At 55.1% G+C, this 25,577-nt stretch carries 23 protein-coding genes; 10 read left to right on the top strand and 13 right to left on the bottom strand.

The window, feature by feature from the left end; all coding sequences use genetic code 11:
* The 7 genes from RH950_RS00005 to RH950_RS00035 form a co-directional block, all read left to right on the top strand.
* Positions 1-233 (top strand): integrase core domain-containing protein (locus RH950_RS00005; RefSeq protein WP_350052415.1); only part of this gene is annotated, 233 nt, incomplete at its 5' end.
* Between the two features lie 556 nt (positions 234-789).
* Positions 790-2,148, top strand: a complete 1,359-nt coding sequence (locus RH950_RS00010) for a glycosyltransferase family protein (protein WP_350052417.1) — start codon at positions 790-792, stop codon at positions 2,146-2,148.
* Positions 2,149-2,218: 70 nt separating this feature from the next.
* Positions 2,219-3,448 carry a class I SAM-dependent methyltransferase gene (locus RH950_RS00015; protein ID WP_350052419.1) on the top strand — a complete coding sequence of 410 codons (1,230 nt, stop codon included), beginning with the start codon at positions 2,219-2,221 and terminating at the stop codon, positions 3,446-3,448.
* 26 nt (positions 3,449-3,474) lie between these two features.
* Positions 3,475-4,386, top strand: a complete 912-nt coding sequence (locus tag RH950_RS00020; protein ID WP_350052421.1) for an NAD-dependent epimerase/dehydratase family protein — start codon at positions 3,475-3,477, stop codon at positions 4,384-4,386.
* Positions 4,387-4,469: 83 nt separating this feature from the next.
* The gene (locus RH950_RS00025) at positions 4,470-5,408 is read left to right on the top strand and encodes an NAD-dependent epimerase/dehydratase family protein (RefSeq protein WP_350052423.1); all 939 of its coding nucleotides are present in this window, start codon (positions 4,470-4,472) and stop codon (positions 5,406-5,408) included.
* Positions 5,408-6,172 carry a sugar phosphate nucleotidyltransferase gene (locus RH950_RS00030; protein ID WP_350052425.1) on the top strand — a complete coding sequence of 255 codons (765 nt, stop codon included), beginning with the start codon at positions 5,408-5,410 and terminating at the stop codon, positions 6,170-6,172. Before RH950_RS00025 ends, RH950_RS00030 begins: the two co-directional genes overlap by 1 nt.
* Positions 6,173-6,174: 2 nt before the next feature.
* Positions 6,175-7,173: a GHMP family kinase ATP-binding protein gene (locus tag RH950_RS00035; protein WP_350052427.1), complete on the top strand. Its 999-nt coding sequence runs from the start codon at positions 6,175-6,177 to the stop codon at positions 7,171-7,173.
* A gap of 9 nt (positions 7,174-7,182) precedes the next feature.
* Here the strand turns inward: RH950_RS00035 and RH950_RS00040 are convergent, their stop codons facing one another.
* From RH950_RS00040 to RH950_RS00060, 5 genes are all read right to left on the bottom strand, one after another.
* Positions 7,183-8,805 carry a class I SAM-dependent methyltransferase gene (locus RH950_RS00040; protein WP_350052429.1) on the bottom strand — a complete coding sequence of 541 codons (1,623 nt, stop codon included), beginning with the start codon at positions 8,803-8,805 and terminating at the stop codon, positions 7,183-7,185.
* Between the two features lie 268 nt (positions 8,806-9,073).
* Positions 9,074-10,354 carry a hypothetical protein gene (locus tag RH950_RS00045; RefSeq protein ID WP_350052431.1) on the bottom strand — a complete coding sequence of 427 codons (1,281 nt, stop codon included), beginning with the start codon at positions 10,352-10,354 and terminating at the stop codon, positions 9,074-9,076.
* Positions 10,355-10,455: 101 nt separating this feature from the next.
* A complete protein-coding gene (locus RH950_RS00050; RefSeq protein ID WP_350052433.1) occupies positions 10,456-11,346 on the bottom strand; it encodes an FkbM family methyltransferase in 891 nt (296 codons plus the stop codon).
* A gap of 4 nt (positions 11,347-11,350) precedes the next feature.
* On the bottom strand, positions 11,351-13,141 hold the full coding sequence (locus tag RH950_RS00055) for a thiamine pyrophosphate-binding protein (protein ID WP_350052435.1): 1,791 nt from the start codon (positions 13,139-13,141) through the stop codon (positions 11,351-11,353).
* A complete protein-coding gene (locus RH950_RS00060; protein WP_350052437.1) occupies positions 13,138-13,965 on the bottom strand; it encodes an SDR family NAD(P)-dependent oxidoreductase in 828 nt (275 codons plus the stop codon). Before RH950_RS00060 ends, RH950_RS00055 begins: the two co-directional genes overlap by 4 nt.
* 240 nt (positions 13,966-14,205) lie before the next feature.
* Between RH950_RS00060 and RH950_RS00065 the strand changes: the two genes are divergently transcribed.
* From RH950_RS00065 to RH950_RS00075, 3 genes are read left to right on the top strand one after another with little or no spacing between them, the layout of a single operon-like run.
* Positions 14,206-15,198, top strand: coding sequence for an NAD-dependent epimerase/dehydratase family protein (locus RH950_RS00065; RefSeq protein ID WP_350052439.1), 993 nt, complete (start codon positions 14,206-14,208; stop codon positions 15,196-15,198).
* A 2-nt stretch (positions 15,199-15,200) separates the two neighbouring features.
* Positions 15,201-16,205 (top strand): thiamine pyrophosphate-dependent dehydrogenase E1 component subunit alpha, encoded by a 1,005-nt coding sequence (locus RH950_RS00070; protein ID WP_350052441.1) that lies wholly within the window; start codon positions 15,201-15,203, stop codon positions 16,203-16,205.
* A 13-nt stretch (positions 16,206-16,218) separates the two neighbouring features.
* Positions 16,219-17,271 carry an alpha-ketoacid dehydrogenase subunit beta gene (locus tag RH950_RS00075; protein WP_350052443.1) on the top strand — a complete coding sequence of 351 codons (1,053 nt, stop codon included), beginning with the start codon at positions 16,219-16,221 and terminating at the stop codon, positions 17,269-17,271.
* Positions 17,272-17,274: 3 nt separating this feature from the next.
* Here RH950_RS00075 and RH950_RS00080 read toward each other — a convergent pair whose 3' ends face one another.
* From RH950_RS00080 to RH950_RS00115, 8 genes are all read right to left on the bottom strand, one after another.
* Positions 17,275-17,931, bottom strand: coding sequence for a class I SAM-dependent methyltransferase (locus RH950_RS00080; protein ID WP_350052445.1), 657 nt, complete (start codon positions 17,929-17,931; stop codon positions 17,275-17,277).
* Positions 17,924-18,811 (bottom strand): NAD-dependent epimerase/dehydratase family protein, encoded by an 888-nt coding sequence (locus tag RH950_RS00085; RefSeq protein WP_350052447.1) that lies wholly within the window; start codon positions 18,809-18,811, stop codon positions 17,924-17,926. The genes RH950_RS00080 and RH950_RS00085 overlap by 8 nt, the downstream gene beginning before the upstream one ends.
* Before the next feature lie 31 nt (positions 18,812-18,842).
* Positions 18,843-20,135 carry a nucleotide sugar dehydrogenase gene (locus tag RH950_RS00090; RefSeq protein ID WP_350052449.1) on the bottom strand — a complete coding sequence of 431 codons (1,293 nt, stop codon included), beginning with the start codon at positions 20,133-20,135 and terminating at the stop codon, positions 18,843-18,845.
* A 3-nt stretch (positions 20,136-20,138) separates the two neighbouring features.
* Entirely contained in the window at positions 20,139-21,065 is a 927-nt protein-coding gene (locus tag RH950_RS00095) for a Gfo/Idh/MocA family protein (RefSeq protein WP_350052451.1), read from the bottom strand.
* A 15-nt stretch (positions 21,066-21,080) separates the two neighbouring features.
* Positions 21,081-22,634, bottom strand: coding sequence for a PfkB family carbohydrate kinase (locus tag RH950_RS00100; RefSeq protein WP_350052453.1), 1,554 nt, complete (start codon positions 22,632-22,634; stop codon positions 21,081-21,083).
* 249 nt (positions 22,635-22,883) lie between these two features.
* Positions 22,884-23,897, bottom strand: a complete 1,014-nt coding sequence (locus tag RH950_RS00105) for an NAD-dependent epimerase/dehydratase family protein (RefSeq protein WP_350052455.1) — start codon at positions 23,895-23,897, stop codon at positions 22,884-22,886.
* Between the two features lie 44 nt (positions 23,898-23,941).
* A complete protein-coding gene (locus RH950_RS00110) occupies positions 23,942-24,667 on the bottom strand; it encodes a transaldolase (protein WP_350052457.1) in 726 nt (241 codons plus the stop codon).
* 26 nt (positions 24,668-24,693) lie between these two features.
* On the bottom strand, positions 24,694-25,281 hold the full coding sequence (locus RH950_RS00115; RefSeq protein WP_350052459.1) for an SIS domain-containing protein: 588 nt from the start codon (positions 25,279-25,281) through the stop codon (positions 24,694-24,696).
* Between the last annotated feature and the right edge of the window lie 296 nt (positions 25,282-25,577).

The raw sequence follows: 25,577 nt of genomic DNA on the forward strand, positions 1-25,577 counted from the left end.
ACGGACGCCTCAGGGACGAGTGCCTGAACGAGACCCTGTTCGGCACGCTGGGCCACGCCTGTGCCGTGCTCAGCAACTGGAAGGAGGACTACAACACTGTCAGGCCGCACTCGAGTCTGGGAGGCAGAACGCCTTCAGAGACCGCCAGGCAAGCAGGTCCGGGGCATGCCCCGGACCTGCTTGCCATCACATTAACAACAAGCCATCAATTGATCACCGGGCTCTACCAATAGCCGGAGGAAACTCGGGGCTCAGGTCACCACCGCCGCGGGGTCCTCGTTGAGGGGCTCTGGACGCTGACGTGAGAGACACCCCGCGGACGGATAGATCCGAGAAGAACGTTCGCGGCACTGGTGAACGCGCTGGCGATCCTCGACAGGAAATGCACATGCTGATGACGACGCCGCAACCTTTCTGAATAGCCGCTGCGACAAGCAAGCTGGTATTTACAAAAGGCTTTGCTAATCGTCGGCCGCATCCAACCGTTATCCAAGTCTTTCTCAGATTGGGGACGTCCGATAAAGCCGCTAGAAGCTTAGGGTTTATCGGACCTTTTGCTCGCCGTGTGCGAGACTATTTTATTTGCATGCCCCCATCCATGCTGATATCAACGTCCGCTGGCTTGGCGACCAGACTTAAGAGTTGAATTTCAAGGCTTTTGTTTAATTTCCAATGCCTTTCAGTAAGGATTCTACCAGCGAGATTCGCCCACAAAGGCGACAGGCCTTTGTCATGCAACACTGAGCGGTGGAATGCGACGCCCCAATAAATTAGAGGTGAGCGTGGTCAATGAATATGACCTTCAGTACCGATAAAGTATCTACCTTGTCTGATCAGTATACTGCCGTGCAGAGAGCCGACGAGGCCATTTTCTACCTTTTGCTGACTAATTATCTGCAGCCGGAACAACTTGATTCATTCTTCCGCGCCGCCAGATTGCTCTCCCAAACCGGTCGCCGACGCGAGGCGGCAGAGCTGATAGCAGGTAAGATCAAGGCGCATCCTGGTGAGCTATCCTTGCGCAAGGCTTTCTGTGAAATAACGAACTGGTCCGACGACGAGATAGATGCCCAATTGCCGAAGATACAGAGCTCGCACTTGGACGAGTTTTTCTATGTTCGCCGTTGCGGCAGTTTTGACGCACCGCTAAGCCTCTGGCTATGCGGCTTCACGGACAAGATTGAAGCCAACCTGACAAGCAGCTTTGTGAATAATTCTGGCCATGACCTGCTTATCGCATGCCTTCCGAAGCTGCGGACAGTTCTGAAGCTAGATATCAACCGGATTGTCTACGCTTTGTGTTTGGATCTGCGTCCTAAAACAGTGATCCTGTTCAGTTGCGGCCTGACGCAAGTTGGCGGCAATGTCACGCCGGCAATCCTGGGGTTTGCCAAGGAAAAATTGAACTTCGGACTGGCGGCACTTTGGATCGACATGGCGAAACCTTTGTCTTCGCCATTATTAAGATCCTATGCCCCGTTCACTGATGCCATGGCCGCTTGCGATGCGCAAATAGCCCCCCATGTCGCGGCGACATATCCGAGTAAATGCCTCAATCTCTGGCATGTTGTGAATGAAACAGAGCTCGCTGATCGGAGTGAGCCCAAAGATATCGACGTCTCCTTTGTCGGGCAGATTACAGGTAATTACGAGGATCGACAGCCATATATTAGACGATTGGAGGGAATGGGCGTCGAGCATTTCGTCGCTGGGCCGGACCATGGACGATACATCTCACATGACAAGTATGCAGAAGTGATGCGCCGCTCGAAGATCATTCTAAATTTTTCGAAATTCGCTATTTCCTCGATCTGGGATCGGCATCCGGTGACCAAGGAATATCTTTCCGGGGGCCAATCCGGAGATCATGTCAAAGGCCGTGTATACGAAATTCTCCACGCGGGTGCTGTCCTGCTCGAAACCGCCAACAATGAAATAGCCAAAGTTCTCACGCCAGGCGCGACCTACGTCCCATTCACAACTCCTGACGATATGGAAAAACAGATCCGCGATCTACTCGCAGACGATGAGAAACAACGCAGGATTGGAGAGGCCGGCAGGGCACTTGCTCAGAAAGAGTTCACGTCGGCGAACTTCTGGAAAAAAATCTTTGGTACCATCGAGCAAAACCGTCCAAATTCCGTATAGTCGAGCGGCCGTGGTGCGGGGTCTACGCCGAACCAGTTGCCAACCAAAACAGCTATTGTGCCAGAGATAAATGATCCATTGCCGCAACTGCGAAAGTACAGACTTGGCCCTTACCCTGGACCTGGGGATGCAGCCTTGGGGCAATGATTTTGCCCGGCGGGACACACCCGCAACGAGCAATACATACCCCTTAGAGTTGTATTTCTGCCAAAAATGCAACTTGGTCCAGATCGGCCACACCGTTCCAAAAGAGATCATGTTCGTAAATCACTCCTATGTCTCGGGTACGACCAGCTCTCTGCGACAGCATTTCGAGATGGTGGGACGTTCCATTCTGCAAAAAGTTGCGTTCGCGGACGGGGACTACATCCTCGACGTCGGCGGAAATGACGGAACTTTCCTGAAATTCTTCGTCGATCAGGGTATTGCATCCCTGAACATCGATCCAGGCATCCTGCAAGCGGAACGCTCCGAGGAAGCCTGCGTCCCCTGTCTGAATACGTTTTTCAACAAAGAATCGGCAGAGAGAATATTCTTGGAGCACGGCCCAGCGAAGGTCATTCACGGGTCGGGCGTGTTCTTTCATCTGGAAGAGCTTCACTCGGCATTTGAAGGCGTCAAGACCCTCCTCTCTCCGGACGGCCGGGTGGTGATCGAGTTCATTTATTTGCCCGCTATGGTCGAAGGCGGTGCATTCGACCAGATCTATCACGAGCATTTGGTTTACTACACGCTTCATACACTAAACCGGCTACTGGAACGACACGGGCTGGCGCTTGTCGACGCCGAGCTGGTCAAGATCCACGGCGGTAGTTGCATCGCAACCGCAACGCATCGTGAACAGGCCACTCCCAGCGAAAGATTGACAGAGCTTCTTAGCCGCGAATCCGATGCCGGTTACGAAACTATCACTCCCTATCTCAACTTCGCTCAAAGAGCCGAAGAGATAAGGGCCGCGGTCCTTCGGTTCGTCAATGACATGCATAAGCAGAAAAAGACCATCCAAGCCCTCGGCGCTCCGGTCAAGGGATGCACCATCATGCATTTTTGTGGCCTCACCGAAAAAGAGATCGAACGGGCCGTGGAGGTCAATCCGTTGAAATGCGGCACCTGGTTTCCCGGAACACGCATCCCAGTCGACCATCAGGACACGGTCGCAAAGCCCGACGCCTACCTGATGCTCTCGTGGAATTTTCGCGATGAGATCCTATCGAAAATGTCCGAGTTTTTCGATGCAGGCGGCTTGGTTTTTGTACCGATTCCGGAACCTACGCTGATTGGAAGCAACAGATCCAAGTGAATGACGAACCGAGGAGCGCAGGAAAGATGACGAGAACATTGGTGACCGGCGCGACTGGATTCCTCGGGCGGGCGCTTACAGCGAGACTGCGCCAGGATGGTGACCAGGTCATAGCGCTCGGTTCGAAAGACGCGGACCTTCTCGATGTCCGCAGCCTCGACCGTTTTCTGGATCAACCGCTGGACAGAATCTTCCATCTGGCGGCCTGGACCCAGGCAGGTGACTTTTGCCTCAGACATCCAGGCGAGCAGTGGATCAACAACCAATTGATCAACACCACGGCGCTGAAATTCTGGGCTGGCCATCCCGACCGACCAAAACTGGTCTCGATTGGGACGAGTTGCGTCTACGAAGAGGGCCGCAAACTGGTTGAGGACCAGTACATGGAGGGGCATCCAATCGACAGCCTCTACACATATGCAATGACCAAACGCATGATGTTGATCGGCCAGCGCAGCTTAGCGAAGCAGTTCGGCCTCCGACACCTCACGGTGGTTCCCTCGACCCTGTACGGGCCCGGATATACACTGCATGGCAAGCAGATGCATTTCATCTTCGACCTCGCGGCCAAGATGCTGCGCTCAAGAGACGGCGGACCCGGTGTGGTCCTGTGGGGCGATGGGCACCAAAGGCGGGAACTGATATATGTCGACGACTTCATCGACGACATGCTGTATCTGACCGGTAATGTAGATGACGAAGTCGTCAATATAGGTGCGGGTACAGACCATTCAATTCGCGAATTCGCTGGGATTCTTGCCAATCTCATCGGCATTGATGCTGACGACTTCCAGTACGATACGAGCAAGTATACGGGCGCAAAATCGAAGTCACTGGATATCAGCAAGCTCCGAAATCTCCGTCCCGACCTGAAGCGAACCGAACTTGTGGATGGGCTTTCCAGAATGGTTCGGTATATGAAACAACATCTGGCGTAGTCGGCAAGCGTCGACAGCGAACGAAAACCGATCAACCGGCCCCGTGCCGATCTCAATTCGAGCGCAACAAAGAGGTCCTGTGCATGACAACGAACATTCTGGTAACCGGCGGCGCAGGTTATCTCGGATCGATATTGGTCCCTGCGCTCCTCGATGTCGGCCACAGCGTCACAGTGCTCGACAATTTCATGTGGCGGCAGAACTCTCTGTCGGCATGCTGCGCCAATCCGGCTTTCGATATCGTTCATGGCGATGCCAGGAACTCGGACACGCTGAAGCCACTGGTCGCCAAGGCCGACATTATCATCCCGCTCGCTGCCCTGGTCGGCGCACCGCTCTGCGACAAGGACCCGGTCGGCGCAACCTCGACCAACCGCGACGCCGTCCGCACCTTGCTTGACCTCGCAAGCCGGGAACAGGCCATCCTGTTGCCAGTAACAAACAGCGGTTACGGCGTTGGCGAGCACGGCTCATTCTGTACGGAAGAGTCTCCATTGCGACCGATATCGCGCTACGGCGTGGACAAGGTTGCCGCGGAAGCGATGGTGCTTGAACGGGGCAATGCAATCAGCTTTCGTCTGGCCACCGTCTTCGGTATGGCACCACGGATGCGGCTGGACCTGCTGGTCAATGATTTCGTTTATCGCGCGTTAAACGATCGATCCATCGTCCTGTTCGAAAGCCACTTCAAACGCAATTATATCCACGTCCGCGACGTTGCCCGCGCCTTCCTGCATGGCTTGAACAATTTCGAAGTTCTTCGGAACAACGTTTACAATGTTGGCCTTTCGGATGCGAACATTTCGAAATGGGAGCTGTGCGAGAAAATCCGGGAACATCTGCCCGACCTCGAAATATTCGAAGCGCCAATCGGCAAGGACCCCGACAAACGCGATTATATCGTATCGAACGAGAAGATCGAAAAAACCGGATATATGCCACAACACTCCTTGGATCTCGGCATCCAAGAACTGGTCAAAGGTTTTCGTATGATTCGCAACAATCAGTATTCCAACACCTGATGTCGCAATCGACGCGTTCTGCAACTGGGGAGCTCACAGCCTTCGTCTTGGCTGGTGGCTTCGGAACGCGTCTTCGCTCGACTACCGGCGAAGTGGCGAAAGTACTTGCCCCGATTGATGGCCGACCATTTCTTTGCCATCTGCTCGACTGGCTCGAGAAAAACGGAATCAGGAGAGTCCTCCTGTCACTCGGACACCTGGCAGATCAGGTCATTTTTTTTGTGCGCTCCAACCCGCGCGAGACGATGCAGATCGACTGTGTGGTAGAGCCCGAGCCGCTCGGCACGGGCGGAGCGATTGCCTATGCCCGCCATGCGCTCGACGGCGACCCGGTACTGGTTCTGAACGGGGATTCCCTCGCGGACGCAGATCTGGAAGGTTTCGTTGCGCAGCATGTCGACGGCGATCACTTCGCATCCATTCTCTGTGCCACCGTCACGGATGCGGCCGACTATGGCAGGATCGAAACGGATGAGGCCGGTTATGTGGTAAATTTCCACGAGAAAGACCCAACGTTTCAGGGGGCCGGACTTGTCAGCTGCGGCGTCTATCTCTTTTCATCGGACTGTCTTGACCACATCGCGGCAGAAAATCCTCGTTCTCTGGAAGAAGATTATTTGTGCCGCCTGGAAGCGGAGACGCTTTATTGCAATGCTTCCGCATCCGACTTCATCGATATCGGAACAGCAGAACGATTTGCATGGGGACAAAAGCGGGTCCCTGAGATTGCCGGCAACAAGCACAAACAAACTGGTAGAGCCTGACAATGATCATAAGCCGAACGCCATTCCGCGTTTCCCTTTTCGGTGGTGGAACAGATTATCCGGCTTGGTATCATAAGAACGGAGGTGCGGTGCTCGGCTTCAGCATAGACAAATATTGCTATATCAGCATCCGCAGGTTGCCGCCGTTCTTCGAACATAAGCACAGGATCGTCTACTCCCGCGTCGAAAATGTGACGGAAACGGCCGAAATTCAGCATCCTGCGGTGCGCGCGATATTTAACGAGATGCCCGTTGATCATGGGCTGGAAATCCATTGCGATGCAGATTTGCCAGCCCGCTCCGGAATCGGATCTAGTTCGTCATTTGCTGTCGGACTGCTAAACGCAATGCACGCCCATCGTGGCCAGCATGTTGGGAAAGATGTTCTGGCACAATCCGCAATCCACATCGAACAGAATGTCATTGGAGAGAATGTCGGATCCCAGGATCAGATCTGGGCTGCCCATGGGGGGTTCAACAGAATTGATTTCCACCATTCCGGTTCCTATTCGATACAGCCGGTGATCATGCCCCAGAAGCGCCAAGCGGCGCTGCTCGATCACCTACTCTTATTCTTCACCGGATTTTCCCGAATCTCTTCAGAGATTGCGAAGGACCATATCGAAAATCTGGAAGCGAAGCACGGACACCTGACACGCATGCGCGGGCTCGTCGACGATGCACTCAATTGCCTGCAATCCGACGCACCGATCGAAGATATTGGTGAAATGCTGCACCAGTCATGGTCACTCAAGCGCGAACTCAGCAAAAAAGTGACCACAGAGGCGATAGACGAAATCTACCTGCGCGGACGCGCTGCGGGCGCGATCGGCGGCAAGATCCTTGGCGCCGGCGGCGGCGGCTTCATTCTCTTTTTCGCCCCGCCGGAAAAGAGAGCCAAAATCCGGCGAGCACTATCCAGTCTAACTGAAGTATCGATTGGCATCGACTACAGTGGGTCAAGTATCGCTCTCTACCAGCCAGAAATCACTTCTTCCTGAGAAGCCTATCTAGGGCTTCTTCGTGAAAACAAAGTAATTGCTGATCGGCTGCAGCAATTCCAGTGTGGGGATCTTCTCACGATAAGCTGTGACAACATCACCTTCATCCGCGCGCTCGAACCCGTGGATCAATGCAACGGCGACGAATTCTTCAAAAGACCAAGCATTCTGATGATTGAAGGTAATACCCTCTTCGGAACGGAGGACCTCTGATTTTAGTTGCGCTGCGATAAAATGAGGTGAGGTGGAGGATCTCAGAATTCTATCTGCCTGCTCTTCAGATATACAGGCTGGCCCATGATACGCTTCTGAATCCCGCTGTCCTCTGTCTCCATTGAATTCCATGCCGTAGGATTTGTTCCAGAAGCCACAGAAAATCATCGAAGCGTATGAAGTGATACCAGGTGAAACTCCACGCCTTTTCCACATGTCAAAGAGAGCGGGAAGGCCCCACTGTTTCGGCTCGAGAATTCCGCTGCTCGTTCCATCCAGATATTGTTCAAGGACCCGGTCGAAACTCGGCAACTTTACAACCAACTGGCCGCCTAGCTTGAGAACTCGGTAAGCCTCACTCAGAAGCTGGTGGACCGTCGCGTCTGACAGATGTTCAAAACAATGAGAACTATAGACTAGAGGGACCTCCGCATCTTTGATCGGGAGCCGGACAGATGGCGAAAAACTCATTCTCCAAGGAATTCTGGGGCTAAATTCATCAAGATTGATCCAGCCCGGATAATCAAAATGTACTCCGCCGCCGATATTCACGGCGCGCCCTTCCGTGTCAATCAAGCGCCGCGCGTCATCCCAGGGAAGCTCTCTCTCTTGAGTGGTTCTAAACAGCTCCGCAAGCTCGTCGAAGTCTTTATCCGAAAGAAACGGCACCCTTGAATTCTGACCTGTTGCGTCCATATCGAGCTCCGTTTTCAGGGAGGGAATAAGCGTAACTTCAATCGCTGGACGGGCCGTAGCGCCTTTAGGTGGGATTCCACGGTGCTGAAGAACACCAACATCCGCCAGCAGCGCCATTGGCGTGTCCAGCGAATTGAGGATAAAGGGCTTTCCGTCTCGTCCAACTATCTCAATAGTCCCGCTAATCTCGTTCGGCGGCATCGGATAGATCATAACTTTTCGGACATATCGTGACAGCCCATCAGCATGCATAGCGGTTGGACCATAATTGGAGGAATCCGGATTCGTCACCCAGGCTCTCACATTTGTCACTTTGAAGGGGCTGCCGATCGCTGTTTCGATCGTTTCGGCGAGTTCACCAATAATTGCTTTAAGAAGTTTTCTGAACTTCTGTTGTGGCGGACCAAAAAAGATAAGGTTTTCATTCAGCATAGAAACCGTTTTGTCGTCGTGATTCTCAGACAAAAAGTTCTGCGTACAATCCGCATTGCTGAACTGCGTGGTATTTGTTGAATCGAAATACCCAAGCAACGCTTGGCCAATTTTATGTGTGAGTGAAAATGCAACGTAACCGCGCGCCTCATAAGCCTCCCGGATCGGTTTATTCTCGGTAAAATTCTGACTACCCTCAAGATTGATGCGCCCGATATTGGATAAAAACCCATACCAGGAGTGTAAAAATTTCCTGTAGTTGTTGGTTTTTTTCGAAATCGTTGCCGTCATCAGAAGCAGCTCCAAATTAGACGCCCAATTGCGAACCAATTGCCTCGATTCGATTGGCGGATTAATAAAACTTACGGGGAGTCAAGCGAGCCCGCAACCGGGCAAATTTATCTTCCAGATGCATACCTGGCTGCCCGATGCAGCCTAAACATCAAATGGGATGAAACAAGACCCAGTCGCATTACCGGTGCACTTGGCATCAAGTTTTTGATCTCGAAATAATGGCAGACAATTAAGCGCACTGGACAAGCAAGAATTATTTCTAACGCTAAGCATTTTTAGAGAAAAGAGACTCGTAGAACCCGATGAGTCTCTGAGCCATCACTCTCCTTTGCGTCACTGCATTTGCAAAGGCTGCTTCCTCATGCCGACTCCGCTCACCGGCAAGATAATCATGAAGGTCTTCACCGTTCTCAGCTATTTTCAGGGCACTTTCCAAGTTCACCCAAGTAGTGTGTTCCTGCAAAATCCGTCTCGAAAGTCTCAACCCCTCGAGGCCAAGAATAATCAGACCGGCTTCAGCATAATCTGCTAGACGACCGGCACAAAATAGCGCTACCACGGGCTTGTCTCGTGCTATTTTCGGAATACCTGCTTGAACATAACCGTCAACACCATGAATACCGAAATCTGCAGTAGAGAACCTGCGCTCAAGCACCTCAGAGTCCAAGATACTGGCTTCAAGCGTTATATCACCACGCTCTTTTGAAAGACTAAGGATATCCGACCATTGATCCAAAATTTTTGACTTGGACCAATTTCTCCTCCTGTAATGCAGTGGCAGCAGGAATGAGATTTTAATATTTACCTGCAAAAGCAACTTGACAATAAAATACATACTTTGAACTGCATTCTTGACTGGATTAGGAACGTTACCGCCTTGAATTATTTTTATTTTTTCTTGATGCGGAGTTTTCAATGCTTTTGTATTAATCTTACCAGGAAGATCTGGCACAAAACAACTCGGGATTTTCTTAAGCCCCTGACAACGCCGAAAAACCCACCATTGTAAATCACGCGCAACCAAACCGTCACACATTTCGTATAACTCGACCTGCGTACGTGCATTATCTTCAGTTAATAAATCTATTTTGTAATGATCATACTCTCTTGTTTCCTTATTATCATCAATATCTGATGCTATTTTATGCGCAAAATAAACATCATAAAAATCCAACACTAATTTTGAATTGATTGACTTTGCTGTATAATCTTTAATTTTATGAATTATCGGCTTTATGCTCTCATTCACGTGAAAATTTTGACCTGCAAATAAATGAAAAACAATATTTTCATTTTCTTTGATCATTTTTTTAAAATGAAATGAAAAATTTGGATCTCCGGCATCAAAAACATCAGATTCCACTGTCTTCTTTGCAGAAACCATCATATTGCTCTTAAAATTTTCGTCATCTGTAACGGAAAAAGTAAAAACAAGCGCAATTTTCGCCCCATTTTCTTCAAGGATCTTTGCCAGCCTGACAGGGCGCTTGTACTGTTGAATAGTAATTAAAAATACGACTAAAGGATTAGCTTTCTCAGAACTCATCCTTTAAGAATCCAGAAATATGACATTTTTTTAATCCAACCTCTTGCGATCAGGACTCTGTGAAATAAAGTTCGTTTAGTTGAACTCTGATCAAATCATCCTTACAACATAAACGGAAGTCTATCTTCCTTGCTAACAAATAGGGATCCATCACGATGAGAGAATGGCATGTCTTTCAAGGAAGATACCTTTCGCCAGCCAATTTTTTGCGCGAAGAGATTCACTTTCACATCTTGGAAAAAGTTAAAAATACGCTGCGCAGACGCCTCGCTTCCAACTTCCATCACAGCCTGCTTCGACACCCAACTCGATGGATCAGTAGTTTCGATCACATCGGCTTCCGCGCCTTCAATGTCCATCTTCACAAAATCTGCCCAGTCGAGTAACGGCTGAAATCGCTTAACTGTAACTCCGAATTCATCAAGCTCGCCATATGGGTTCAGTTTCATCCCGGCAAGATGACTCCCTGTGGTGTTGCCTTTCACCCGAACGAACATCGCCTCCCCATCCTCAAGGCCGACCGCCGCGTTGATCGGGGTCACCTGACCAGAAACCGCATTAGCCCCTAGATTGTGCCGCAAAAGCTCGAAATGGATTGGATCAGGCTCGAAACTCCGCACTTCGTGTCCGAGTCGACCGAGCACGATCGAGTGCAGTCCAAGATTGGCGCCAAGATCGAGGACTTTCTGCCGGCAACCGAGATAGGTCCGGTAGATGTGGAACAGGATCAGTTCGTCAAGGGCGAAAAGGTTCACACTGTCCACGGATCCCATGGAAAAATAGGGAAAGAAAAAATCCTCGAACGGCCCGAACGCCCGCCTCTCCGCTTTCTCAGTGGAGAATAAACGCCGCGCCGCACCGCTCATGGCAAGATGAGCAAACCTGTAGGCCGGTGTGCCGGGAACAAGCGTAGGAACAAGATCTTCTGCCGCATCGAAGAAGTGGGAGAACAGGACCTCGTCCTCATTGGCTTTGATTTCAGGTTTAGTCACGGGCCTATTTTCCCTCCAGAGAGACATCCAAAGGCTTCACTATCATATTTTCGAGAAACTCCGAACGCTCAAGCAGCGGTTCGGAATCCTCGATTGGGCGTCCAAAGCGGGACTGGGGAATGACCCGGTGCCAGCGGTCGATATGCACATCGATCACGGCCGCCTCATTGGAGGCAAACTGATCCTCAATGCGCTTTATGCAACTGTCGTTCGCATCCACCTTGATGGCGGGAAGCCCAAAAGAACGGGCCAGTGCAACGAAATCTGGGAACTGGAGGCCACCTTCGCTTGAGGTCGCGTAATACTTGCTGTCCAACCACTGTTCCTGAGTCTGCTGAACCATGCTGTAACCGTTGTTATTGATAATGATGATTTTCAGTGGGATCTTGTAGCTGGCAACGGTAGCCAGCTCCTGAACATTCATCATCATGCTGCCATCACCAACGATACAGGTAACAGGCCTGCCATCTCCAGCGAGCCAGCCGCCAATAGCAGCAGGAAGGGCATAGCCCATGGCGGTGTTATTGAAATCATGAATTGCCCGCTGCCGGCCGTTGAAGCGGAAAGCCTGCATGAGCCAGGCAAGAGAGCACCCTGTATCGACAAATATGATCTCATCGTCGGCAAGGATGTCGTTGATCTGGGAAAAGAAAGCATACGGGTTGATCGGCTGCTCAGAGAGCTGGTCCTCAGATACCACCGGATAGCGGCTCTTCCAGTCCGCGATCCGCTGGACCCAGTCCGGCCAGGCCGGCAGATCATTCTTGCTTTCGACTCTTCCGATCATGGCCTGCAGGAAATCTCTCGCATCCGCTTTGCAGGCGACGTCCACCGACTTGCCGAACCTCTCGAACTTTGCCAGTTCGGCGGCGTCGATATCGACAATTGCAACCCGCGCCTCGCGCGCCCAGCTGCTCAGTGGGCTACCGGTTTCGCGGGTGCTAAGACGGGCACCGACCGCTAGGATGAAATCCGCATTCTGGACAGCAAAATTTCCAGCTCGGGTCCCGTGGGTACCGAAGCCTCCGATCGTGAACGGGCTGTCGGAAGGCCACATATCCATGGTCGCCCAACTTGGCGCGACCGGGATCTGCAGCAATTCCTGTAATGTACGAATCTCCAATTCGCCACCCGAAAGGCGTATCCCGGCGCCGGTTACGAGAACGGGGCGCTCCGCATGGGCCAGCAGATCAAGGATGCGGTCTATGGAATCGTCCAGTTCGGAGGCTCTCGCATGCTCCGGCGTAGAGAAGCCCTGCAGGCTGGCGGGATCGATGTCCAGTCTCTGGACATCGTCCGGCAGATCGATCAACACAGGGCCGGGGCGGCCTTCTTTGGCGATGTGCAGCGCCTTCTCGAGCTCGAAACGGATCATTGCCGGGTCAGTCACCTGGGCGGCGTACTTCACGATTGGCTGCACCATTGGAACGATATCGGTTTCCTGAAAACCGATCTGTCTCACACCGGTATCGCCCTTGAAACGGAACCGCGTGACCTGGCCGGTAATATAAAGGACGGGAATCGAATCAAACCAGGAACAGCCTATGGCCGTGATCAGGTTCGTTGCACCGGGACCACTCGTGGCGATAGCCACCCCGATCCCGGCCTTAGAGACACGAGCATAAGCATCTGCCGCCATTCCGCAGGCCTGCTCATGATGCATGCAGATATAGCCTGCGTCAGGATGCTCTCCAAGAGAATGAATTAGGTGGATGGAAGCCCCACCGGTGATTGCGAAAGCTTTGTCGACTCCCCGGCGCGCCAGAAAATCAACAACGTAATCCGAGAGCTTCATCCGCCTGGCTTCTCCAGCACATCAACCCGCCTGAGCTTAAAGATATTTCGATCTGACATTAGGCGGGCTGCCAACGCCGAGCCGCCGTCGCGCCAAGCATCGTGCTTTGTCGAGAGGTTCCGTCCCCCCATGACAGCGCGTCCCTGGTCCATACACCAAAGAATAGAGTCATAGACATTGTCCAGATCCGTGCCCGGTGTATCCAGAAATTCCAGCGTGCGCATATAGTTTTCGCCCGCTGTATCTTTGTTCCTGAGCGTTTCATCGTGGATCTTCGTGGCCACATAGCCGGGCCCGACTATGAAACAATTAATGTCCGGATACTCGTCGTCGATCAGTTCGCACATCTTGATGAGAAAAATCTTAGAGACACAGTAAGCGGAGTAATTCCGGAAAGGGTTATTCGTGCCTCCGCCCGCCAGGAAACAAACTTGGTTGGTGACCTCCGCGGCGCGAAAGCCGGACAGGGCATGCAAGGCGCCAACCTGACCAAGTGCATTAATTTGCAGAGATTTTGACCAATCCTGAAACGGCACATCGAAGAACTTGCCAATCGGCTCCATGGTGCCCACAGAAGAGAACAAGATATCCCATTCGAGACCAAGTTCGCCGAAGCTATCCTGCAGCCGGGCGACACTGTCCGGATCACCCGCATCCATCTCCAGCGCATGAGTGACACCAAGGCTTACCAGCCTTGCCTTGGATGCTTCGCTGCGATAGGTGGCGACAACGCGCTTTCCAGCTTCAATCAGGCGTTTTGCTATATGCGATCCTATATCGGCACCGCCGCCTAGGACTACCGCAACTCGATCCTCACCAGCCACCTTACAGACCACATTCCAAGGAAAATTGAGAGCTCATTCAAAGATGCGCGACCCTATCCAACAAGCCTAATCGTTGCAAGCGATGCGACGTGCCACAGCGTCATCGCACCGGCGCCCCGCTCTCGACGCATCTCGGCAGGCGTTTTTTTGGAGAGACATTCTGATTTCCGGCAGTTAGACAGGGTGTCATAATTCAGAGGGCCCTTCCTCGCCCCAGCTTGTAATGGCAGAACAAAGATTATGACAAAGACCTATGCAATTCTCGGCGGCGGCGGCAGCTTCGGCATCCATGCGGCGAAATATCTGCTCGGCAATGCCGACCCGAAGAAGGTGATCGGCATCGGCCGTAACCCGCTACGTCCGGCACCCTTCTCGCTCGAGATCGAAAGCCACCCGAAATACGAATATCACGCCCGCCACATCACCTACGAGCTCGACCTTCTGCTTGAGTTGCTGGACGAGAAGAAACCGGATGTCGTGGTCTGCTTTGCCGCTCAGGGCGAAGGCGCTGTCTCCTGGAAACATTCCTGGCGCTTCTTCGAGACCAACTGCGTCGGTCTCTCGCATCTGACAGAGGAACTGGCCAAGCGGGACTATCTTGAGCGATTCATCCAGATCGGCACCTCTGAGCTTTACGGTTCCGTGGAGCATGCCGCGAAAGAGGACGACCCGATCCGCCCGTCGAGCCCCTATTCGGCCTCGAAAGCCGCTTTCGACCTGCATCTGTTGGCCGTCTCGAAGCATCTGTCCTTCCCGATGAATATCATCCGGCCCTGCAATGCCTATTGCCCCGGCCAGCTGCTGCACCGGGTCATTCCGCGGACCATCGTGATGGCCAAGAAGGGCGAGAAGCTTCCCCTGCATGGCGGCGGCAAGGCGGAAAAATCCTACATTCATGCCCGCGATCTCGGCCGCGCCATCCATCTGGTTGCGGAAAAGGCCCCGCTCGGCACCGTCTACAATGCGGGCTCCGCCGAGCCGACCTCGATCCGCCGCGTCGTCGAGCTCTGCGCCGATGCGCTTGGCAAACCGTTCGAGGATATCTGCGAGGTTGCCGGTGAACGTCTCGGACAGGATTCCCGCTACTGGCTCGACAGCAGCGCCATCAAGCGCGATGTCGGCTGGGAAGCGGAGATCAGCTGGGAGCAGGGCCTCGCAGAAATGGTCGAGTGGGCCGACACCTACTGGGATCAGATCAAGGACTGGCCGACCGGCTACACGCTGCGGGGTTGAGCATGACGCCCGAAGCTGCAATCGGCGGAAACGCCCGCCCGGAGGTTGAAATCCGGCAAGAGCTTTATCGCTCCATGCTGCGCACGCGCCGCGTCGAAGAAGCCATCGTTGACCGCTATGCCGAGCAGGAAATGCGCTGTCCGGTACATATCTGCATCGGACAGGAAGCGCCGCCCACCGGCGTCTCGGCCCATCTGCAAAAGCAGGATCACGTCTACAGTGCCCATCGCAGCCATGGCCATTACCTGGCCAAGGGCGGCGACATGCCGGCGATGATCGCGGAAATCTACGGCAAGGCCGACGGCTGTGCGGTCGGCAAGGGCGGCAGCCAGCACCTGATCGATCTCGATGCCGGCTTCATCTGCTCCGCACCAATCCTCGCCAGCACGATCTCGGTCGGTGTCGGCGATGCCTGGGCTGCACGGCGGCGCGGCGAGGACCGTGTCATCGTGATCTATTTCGGCGACGGCTCAACCGAGGAAGGCGCCTTCCACGAGGCCATGAACTTTGCCGGCGTGAACAAGCTCCCGGTCGTCTTCGTCTGCGAGAACAATCTCTATTCGGTGCACACATTGCTGGAGGCTCGGCAGCCGGAGAACCAGACCGTGCGGCGTCTTGGCCCGCCAAACGGGATGGAGAGCTTCGACGGCGACGGCAACGACGTGGAAGAGGTCTGGCGGCTTGCGGAATATGCCGTGAACAAGGCCCGGAACGGCGGCGGCCCGACGCTGCTCGAATTCCACACCTACCGCTGGATGGAACATTGCGGTCCGCTCGACGATACCCATCTCGGCTATCGCAGCGCCGAAGAACTCGAAAGCTGGAAGGCCCGCTGCCCAGTCGACAATTATCGCGACCGGCTGATCGAGGATGGCTCTGTCGATCAAGCCTGGCTTGATAGCGAGGAAAGTACGCTTCACAAAGAGATCGAAGCCGCCTTCACCGCCGCCCAGAACGGCCCTTTCCCGAACGCGGAAGAACTCTTCCGCCACGTATACCCGGAATGACGAGCGCACCGCGATGACCAGGGAAATCAAGTATTACGAAGCCCTGCGCGAAGCCCAGGCGCAATGCCTGGAAAGCGATCGGGATGTCGTTGTCATGGGACTGGGCGTGCCGGGCCCAACCGGCGTGTTCGGCACCACCAAAAATCTTGTCGATGATTATGGCCCGGACCGGGTCTTTGACATGCCCTCCTCCGAAAACGCCATGACCGGCATGCTTCTGGGCGCCAGCAGCAACGGCATGCGGCCGATCATGGTGCATATGCGAGTCGATTTCGCGGTGCTCTCCATGGAGCCGCTCGTCAATCAGGCGGCCAAATGGCACTACATGTATGGCGGCAAGATGCGGGCGCCGCTGACAGTCCGGATGATCATCGGCCAAGGCTGGGGCCAGGGCCCGCAGCACTCGCAAGCCCTGCAGGCCTGGTTCGCGCATATTCCCGGCCTCAAGGTCATCATGCCGACGACGGCACATGACGCCAAAGGCATGCTGATCTCTGCCGTGCGTGACGACGCGCCGGTAATTTCGATAGAGCATCGCTGGCTCTACGGCGTCAGCGGCGCCGTGCCGGAAGAAATGTACGAGACTCCGATCGGCAAGGCGCGGATCATGCGGCCGGGCAAGGATGTCACCATCGTGGCCGCGTCCTATGCCAGCCTGCTGGCATTGCGAGCGGCGGAAATGCTGGCCGATGCCGGGATCGACGCCGAGGTTCTGGACCTGCGCACCATCACGCCGCTGGACCGGGAAAGCATTGTCGCGAGCGTCCGCAAAACTGGCCGGCTGGTTGTTGCCGACACAGGCACTGCTGAGTTCGGCATCAGCGCGGAGATCGTCTGCGCCGCCGTCGAGGGCGCTTCGGAGAGCCTGAAATCTGCCCCGCGCCGGATCGGCCTGCCCTCCGTGCCGACACCGACATCACCGGCCCTGAGCGAGCATTTCTACCCCCGCGCCATCCATATCGCGGAAGCGGCAGCTGCAACCCTCGGAACCAAGGTTCAATTGACTGAACCGGCGACCGGCAAATGGCACGACGTGCCGGACCCGAGCTTCACCGGGCCTTACTGACGTTCACGAGATAATCGTCCAGGCCCAGTCGCCCTGGTAGCCGGCTTCCTCGAAAAGCGCGAGCCAGCCATCCGGGTAGTCATGGAACTCGGCCGTCAGCACCCAGTCCTCGAACACGGCCTTCTGCTCCGGCGTGTGATACGAGTCCACACGGATGAAGGCCTTACCCTTGCCGACCCGTCCGATCTCGCGGAGAGCCCGGATCACACCGTCCCGCTTCTGATTGTGGATCACGTCCAGCGCAAGCACGAGATCGAAGCTCCCGTCCGGGAAGGGCAAAGCCTCACAATTTCCGAGATGCAGCCGCCCGACCACCTCCGGCGGACACTGCTTCAGGGCATAGTCCGATATATCGAGGCCGAACACCTCCAGTCCGGAACAGGCATCAAGCAGATCCTTGACCAGAAAACCCTTCGCGCAGCCGATATCCAGCACCCGCATGCCGGGCTTCAGTCCATAATGCGCAACAATATCCCGGGCGACAGGCTGCCAACGGCCGTCATAGCGGTAACCGCCATATCCGTACTCGCGCGGCCCGTCGAAATAATGCTCCCCAAACTGTTTGGAGAGCCGGACAACCTCCGGGTCCTTGCCGACGGTGCGCTGCTGCAGGTTCCGTTTTGTTTTCGGTAGTGCGCGCAGAAGATCGATCTCAGGCATCGCGCATCCCGCTCGCCAGCGTCTTTTTCAGACCGTCTTCAAGCGGCGTGAACCGGAAGTCGGGAAAGGCTCGGGCCACATTGGCCGGATCGAACGGCCGGTAGCCGTTATGCGGCATGGCGCCCTGCCGCGGCTGACCGATCACCGCGCTGTTCGAGCCGGACAGCCGGACCACGGTTTCCGCGATCTCCCGGAAGGCGTGAACGTCGCCGGTCGCGGCATTGATCACGCCGGAGCTACGGCGAAGCACCATCCGCCGGATCAGGTCTGCAACGTCATCGACAAGGACATGATCCCTCCGCTCCTCGCCTTCTCCGAACAGGCGTATCTCCTGATTGGCGGCAGCAAGCCGCATGAAGCGGTTCGGGCCATAGCCGTTATGCGGATCGGACGCACCGTAAATCAGCGTCGGCCGGATGATCCCGAGCGGCACGTCGAGTTCCGCCGCAAGCGCGACTTCCCGGGCCAGATGCATGGCGCCGTGCAGGCTGGCCGGCTCGGCCGCGGCACTTTCCGACATTGGGTAGAGCACATCGCGATAGACCGCGTCCGAGCTGACATTGACCAGATATGCCGGGGTCTTTGCGCGCAGAGCCTCGATGACATTCGCGACAATCGTCATGTTGTCGCGCAGCATGGCGCTGTTCCGCACGGGTGCCATGGCGGAGACGAAGACGACCGTGTCGCCCGGCTGCAGTAGTCCTGCCAGCTTGTCCGCGGCATCCACCGCAAGAAGATCGACATCGGAGCGCCCGATGCACGCTACCGCAATGCCGTCCTTTTCCAGTGCGCCGACCACCGCTCCCCCGACGAAGCCTGCCCCGCCGATTACCGCGACACGGCCCGGAAGTTCATTGCTCTTGTTGAGATGTTTCAGCATGTCAGACACTTCCTTTTCGGATGGTGTTTTGTCAGTCGCTTCCCAGCGGCCGGCCAAGCACGAAATGGGCTAAACCCGCAGCACGCGCGACATCGCCGTCAAGCAGGCCGTAAGGATCGACCACAGCCCGCCCCCGCATCACCTCCGCAAGCCGGCCGATATCCAACTCACGAAACTCTGGCCAGGGCGTAGTCAGGAACAGCACATCGGCCTCTCGGCAGGCCTCCAGAGCGCTTTCGCAATGGGTCAGTTCCGGAAGAGCGTCAGCCTTCACCACCGGGTCGTAAGCGCTGACCTTGGCACCGCCCCCAAGATTTTCCAGCAACACCAGAGAGGGCGCATTCTTCAGGGAGTGGGTGTTTTCCTTGTAGGCAAGACCCAGTACGGCAAAACGCGGGGAAGCACCGATCATCGGACGGATAAGATCCCGGTATGTTCTGTACGGCCAATCCTTGCGCCACTTGCTGTTTGACACCCAGGCCTCGACGACGCCCGCATCCGTTTCATTCGCTCCCGCGAACCGGATGACGGTCGCGAGATCCCGCTCCAGATTACCGCCGGAGAGACCGAGGCCCGGCGTGAGGTAGGAATACTGACCGATCCGCCGGTCGAGCTTCAGTGCCGGGACGATTTCCGACCAGTCCGCCCCGATCCGCTCGCATAGTTCCGCCAATGTATTCGCCGTTGAAACCGAAGCAACCAGGCAGCAATTGATCGAGATCTTCGCCAGCTCGGCGCTCTCGTAGCGCATCGGCAAAACCGGGCAGTCAAATGCGCCGAGCAGAGCCGCATAGGATTCCGGCAGCGGCAGCGCCGCGTCGGCACATCCGACGATATAGCGCTCGGGATGGCGTGCCCGCTCGATCGCCCGGCCGAAGACCAGTGTCTCCACCTGATAAAACAAACGATCTGCCGGAAAATCCAGCGTACGGGTGAAACCCGGCGGGACCTGACAGAGAATCACCAGCAAGGCGTCGGCCCCGAGAGCGGGGATGACCCGGTTCAGCAATTCCTGGATCCGGCTCAGGTCCGACTGACCCTCGTCATCCGTCGGCACGTCAACCGAGATATAGACGATATCGGCCCGCCCGAGGTCGTCGGGCTTCGCGGTGAAGGTCAGCCGCTGCCGGTTCGCGGCCAGCATCTCCGGCAGATCCGGTTCCACCACCGGCAATTTCGACCGGTCGAGGCGATCCACCTCTTCCTGGGTTTCGGCGAGCCCGATCACCTCGAAGCCAAGATCGGCCACGGCGACGGCAGAATTCAGACCGAGATGGGTCATGCCGGCAAACCCGATCACGGGCCTTGTCACACCATCAGGCATGTCTCACGCCGCTCCCTGGATTTCCGAGGACAGTCGCCCTAGCGACCGATAGAGCCAGCGGTCATTTTCAAGATTGGACGCGCCCTGGCCGGCGCAAAGCGCTTTGAAATGCGTGTATTCGGCTTCCCAGGTCGGGTCGTCCTGAACCAGCGTCACGGCCTCTTCCGGAGGTCTGCCGCTTGGCAGCACGCGGCGGCGGTGGGTGAAACGGGACGGCCCCCATTTGCAGAGCGATTCAATATGGGCAGTACCGAGCTCGGCAAACACATCACAGGTGAAGTGGTTCCGCCAAGAGAGCAGGGACATTTCAAGCTCGATCCGAGGGCCCGCACTCTCTGAAGCAATGACCACATGATCCGGCGCCAGATTCTCGAAACGGTCTGCGGAAACGACGTGGAAATCGTCGGCGATATCGCCGAACCAGAACCGTGCGGTATCCAGCAGGTGACTTCCGAGATCCGGCAACACGCCCGCCCCAGTATCCCGCCATGCCGAATCACGCACGAGGCGCGCCGTGCCATTTCCGTAGAACATCCGGCAGCGATAAATTTCGCCCAGTGCGCCAGATTTGATCAGCGCGCGCATGCGGACAAAATGCGGTTCGAAACGATGATTATAGGCAGTGTAGCAAACGGCGCCTGACGAAGCTGCAAGCCCGGCAAGAACATCCGTCTCGGCTTCGTCAGAAAACCAGAGCGGCTTTTCCACCAGTACATGCTTGCCGTTACCGAGCAGGTATTTCAGCAGAGTGAATTTGGGATCGTCCGGGGTACAGACCAGCGCCGCGTCATAGCTGTCGAGCGGAACGTTTTCGAGAGTCCGGAAATCGGCTTCTTCATGAACCGGATCGACCGTGCCAGCACAATCCGTACCTGCGATACGGCGTCTTTTATGGCCTTGAATTCCAAGGCCTACGACAAGGGCACGCATGGCCGAAACTCCGTCCTAGCTCTCGAATTTGGCGCGTCGCTCCACGGCGGATATCTTCTTCAGCACATCCGCCGGGGTGACAGGAATATTGCCGTCTTGCTCGCATTCGATGGCTGCCGCGAAGGAGCCGAGGATCGTTGCGATCGGTGCGCTGGCCCGTGTCATCATTGCCAGGGTCGCGTAAGCAAGCAATGCATCACCCGCTCCAACCGCGTCTTCCACCCGGTCCACAAAACTGTCGACAACAAAGAAGGAATCGAGCGCTTCGTGATCCGCGTTCCGGCAGGTCAGAACACCGCGATCACCCAGCTTGAGAATCAGGGTCCGACACTGCGCAACGTCATAGATCCGAGAAGCAAGCGGACGGATACCCGAATCCTGATCCGCGATACTGAACCGCGCTTCCCGCTCGTTCGGGGTGATCAAATCGAAGCCCTTGAACTCGGTGATATTGCCCCAACGGCTCGCCACCTGGCTGTCGGCCACCTTGAAGAGATCTGGCTGAATCGCCTCGGTCAGGGACGGGATGGTACGGCGGTTGAAAATGCCGTGACGGAAATCACTGAAGACAACCGCCCCTTCTCGTGTTTCACGGATCTGCTCCACCATACGATCCCGGATATCATCGGAGATGCTTGAATTGTCGAGCGTGTCGATCTTCAGCAACCGGTACCCACCGGCAACGATGGCGTTCTTGTTGGTGGTCGGCCGGGTCGGATCGATGATCGGCTTTAGCCTGATCCCAGCATTTTCCAGATCAGCGATCACGAAATCCTTGTACTCGTCATCGCCAAGGACAGTCGAAAAAGTCACGTCTGCACCGGCCGCCGCCAAGTGCTTGGCGACAATCGCCGCGCCACCAATATAGTCACGCCTATCCTGATAGAGCACACTGATCGTCGGCGTCTTGGTCTGGCCGCCGATCATCGAGGTTTCGGTGTAGCTGTCGACGATCGTATCGCCGATCACATGAACCTTCTGCCCGGCCATTGAACGCAGGGTGGACGAAAGATCTTCGAAACCGAAACCTTCCTGCCCCATCAGGGTCAGAAGCTTTTCCATCGGAATCTGCGGCGCTTCCAGATCGATCAGCCTAGAAGACGAATAGACGATATCACCGGGCGTGAAGATAACTTCACCGCCATAGGATTGAAGGGTGTCTAGTTCTTCCTGTGTCTTAGGCGGCAGGCCATTTGCCGTGTATTCATACCCCTTGGCAAAGAAATCCGGTTGGATCGCCAACAGGTTATCCAACGGCTTTGGATTTTGGTCGATAACGACATAATCGACCATTTCAAATGCTGCGAGATTAAGAGCCCGCAATTGCTCCGGCACATGTGGGCGATAAATGCCTTTGGCGATATGCCGATCTGCTGTCAAGCTTGCGATCAAAATATCGGCCTTGCTTTTGGCAAAGACAAGATGTCGCAAATGGCCGGGATGAACCACATCGAACACGCCGTGGCACATGATAGCTTTTGATTTTCTAGGAAATCTGCCGATGACTTCAGAAATCTCTTCTGCAGTCTTAATCTTATGACTGTATCGCTCAGTAAAATCAGAAGCCATCTACTTTTATTCCCACACCATGTCTAATCATTCCTAACTACGAATAGTTCTCCGTTAGAATTTTCAGGTCTCAACGGCCAACAAAATACGGCATCGCCAATTTCTTAAAGGACAGGCTGCGGAGTCATTTACTTACGCGTCAACATCACAGGAAACTAGCGCTCACTTTTCAGCAGGACCATTTTGCAGGTGATGAAAACAACACCCAAGCAAGAGGACTGAGTATTTTGCAGCACTTTGACTTGCCCTCTATTTGATTCCCAATGCTTTAATTTTTCTGACATTGTAATAGAAATCATCGGTCATCGGCTCGGGCAGCTTGTCTGCCTTGAAGGCTTTCACCAGATCCCGGACAGCATCCTCAATGGAATGTGCCGGGCGGAAGCCGAGCTTGTTCGCAATCTTGTCCGAATTGATGTGATAGGAGCGATTGTCGTCGCTCGGTGTGGTCACAAGCTCAATGTCACCAAGTTCCGGCATTTCCTGCTCGACCACCTTCTTGACGATCTTGGCAATATCCATGATCGACTGGTTTTGATAGCCGGCATTGAATGTCTCGCCAGCGATATTCTCGTCCTCGACTTCAAGCAGCAGCTTGTAGAGGTTGCACATGTCCTGGATGTGCAGGTTCGGACGCAGCTGGTCACCGCCAAACACGGTGATCTTACCATTGTTGATGGCGTGGTTGGTCAGGATATTGACCGAGAGATCAAGCCGCTGACGCGGGCCGTAACCACAGACCGTGGCCGGGCGGATGGTGACGCAGACGAAATCCGGGCTCTGGTGCTTGAACAGCAGCGGCTCGCACATGCCCTTGAACTTGTTGTAGAGGGTCAGCGGCAGCAGCGGATGATCCTCTTTCACGTCCGGCTGATCGGAAACGCCATATACCGAGCTGGAGGAGGCATAGATGAAACGCTGCGCGCCGGCGGCCTTGGCGGCCATCACCATCGGCTCGAAGGCGTCGAAATTGATGGTCTCGCTCAGCGATTCGTTAAGCTCGAAGCTGGCATCGTTGGAGATGCAGGCGAGGTTGATCACCGCGTCGCAGCCCTGGAGGGCCTCGGACAAGGCCGCCGTGTCGCGGATATCGCCCTTGATCGAGGTCAGTTTGGGATTGTTCTTCGGCAGGAAATCATCGCCGAAGAACTGGATGTCGTAGGACACCACTTCATAGCCTAGATCCAGGAGCTGGGGGATCAGCAGGCTTCCCACATATCCAGCACCACCCGTAACCAGGACCTTGTTGAATCGATTTGCCAACGAGCACACTCCCCTGAATTTGTCTGCTTCAGACCTAATAAAACTTAATCGGCGGCGATGTCGTAGCCGGCCGAGGATGCGTCATCGAAGAACATTTTCACTGTCTCCAGCGAAAAGACATCCAGATCCTTGCCGGTCCCGCCCAGTTTCTTGAGGAGATCGTCGGTCATGGTGATGATCTCGCAACCAACCGCATCGGCCTGAAACAGGTTGAGCACTTCGCGCGGGCTGGCCCACAGCAATTGGGCTTTGGGCTTGCCTCTGAGAATATCCTTACAACGCTGCATCACCGGAACCGGATCGCGGCCGGTATCAGCGATCCGGCCGGCAAAAACGGAGACAATGGCCGATGTGTCGGCGCTCAGAGCTGCTGCCACGGCTTCGACCTGGGCTTCCGTCATGATGGCCGTGACGTTCACTGAAACTCCCTCGGCGGAGAGCGTACCGATCAGCGATGTTGCGGATTCGCCCTTGGTGTTCGTGATCGGAATCTTCACAGAGACGTTCTTGCCCCAGGAGGCAATCCTCCGGGCCTGCTTTTCCATGGTGGGAAAATCATCCGCGAACACTTCAAAGCTGATTGACCGGTCACCGACCAGGACCAGCGCATCCTTGGCAAAGAGTTCATAGTCCTGAACGCCGCTCTTGCGCATCAGCGTCGGGTTTGTCGTGAAGCCCTTGATCAAAGGATCCTTGGCACGCGCCGCGATGGTATCGAGATCGGCGCCGTCGGCATAGATGGCAATCGAAAGATCGGATATGGAAACCATTGAAAGAGAACCTTTATTCTTTTGGATCACCATTTTGTCTCGGCGATCTGCAATTCTGGGTGACTGACAAGAGCGTGCCAGATCACGCCCTGAAAGGCCTCCGAAATCGGTGTGACCAGACCTGGATCAACCTGGGGGATGACGATGGCATGGGTGCTGTGCCGGGCCGCGTGGCCCTGATCGCGCCCGGAAATCGAGCAGATCGCCATGCCGCGCTCGCGCGCCAGATCGATTGCATGAACCAGATTCATCGAAACGCCGCGTTCCGCATCACCGCCGCCGACAGAAAATATCAGAAGCGCATCCTCTGCCTTTGCACGGCTGGTCTTCAGCCATTCACGGAACACGGTTTCCCAGCCTTCATCGTTGGTGCGGGCCGTGAGTTCGGAAACATTGTCGGTCGGAGCGTAGGCTTCGATGCCGCAGAGCTTGCGGAAATCGTTTACCGCATGACTGGCATTTCCGGCGCTGCCGCCAACACCGAGGATGAACAGGCGGCCGCCACCGTCACGAACGCCTTTGAGCGTAAGGGCCATTTCCTCAACTTCAGCGGTGTCTAGAGACTGACAAACCCTCTCTACTAAATGTAGGAATTTTTGAATATGAGACAACACGCACCCCGTTAGATTCTAGGGAACCAACTATTTTAACAATCGCGGTTTGTCTCAGAAGGGCGCATTCATTGCAAGCGTCAAGGCGCTAGCCCGATTGTAATTCCGGAATATCTATACCAAGCATATTGCATCCTACTGCGCTCACAAAAGAGCGAGATCACGGAAGAACATCCGACCTCCTAAACTAGCGATATTATAGCCGCATTCGGAACACAATCCGCCCGATCCGGACTTGCCCCGATCCACGCGACCCTCTATCCAGAACACTTCGGCCCGGGACACTGACGTGACGGGCG

This window comes from Nisaea sp., from assembly GCF_040217065.1.
Lineage (GTDB): Bacteria > Pseudomonadota > Alphaproteobacteria > Thalassobaculales > Thalassobaculaceae > Nisaea.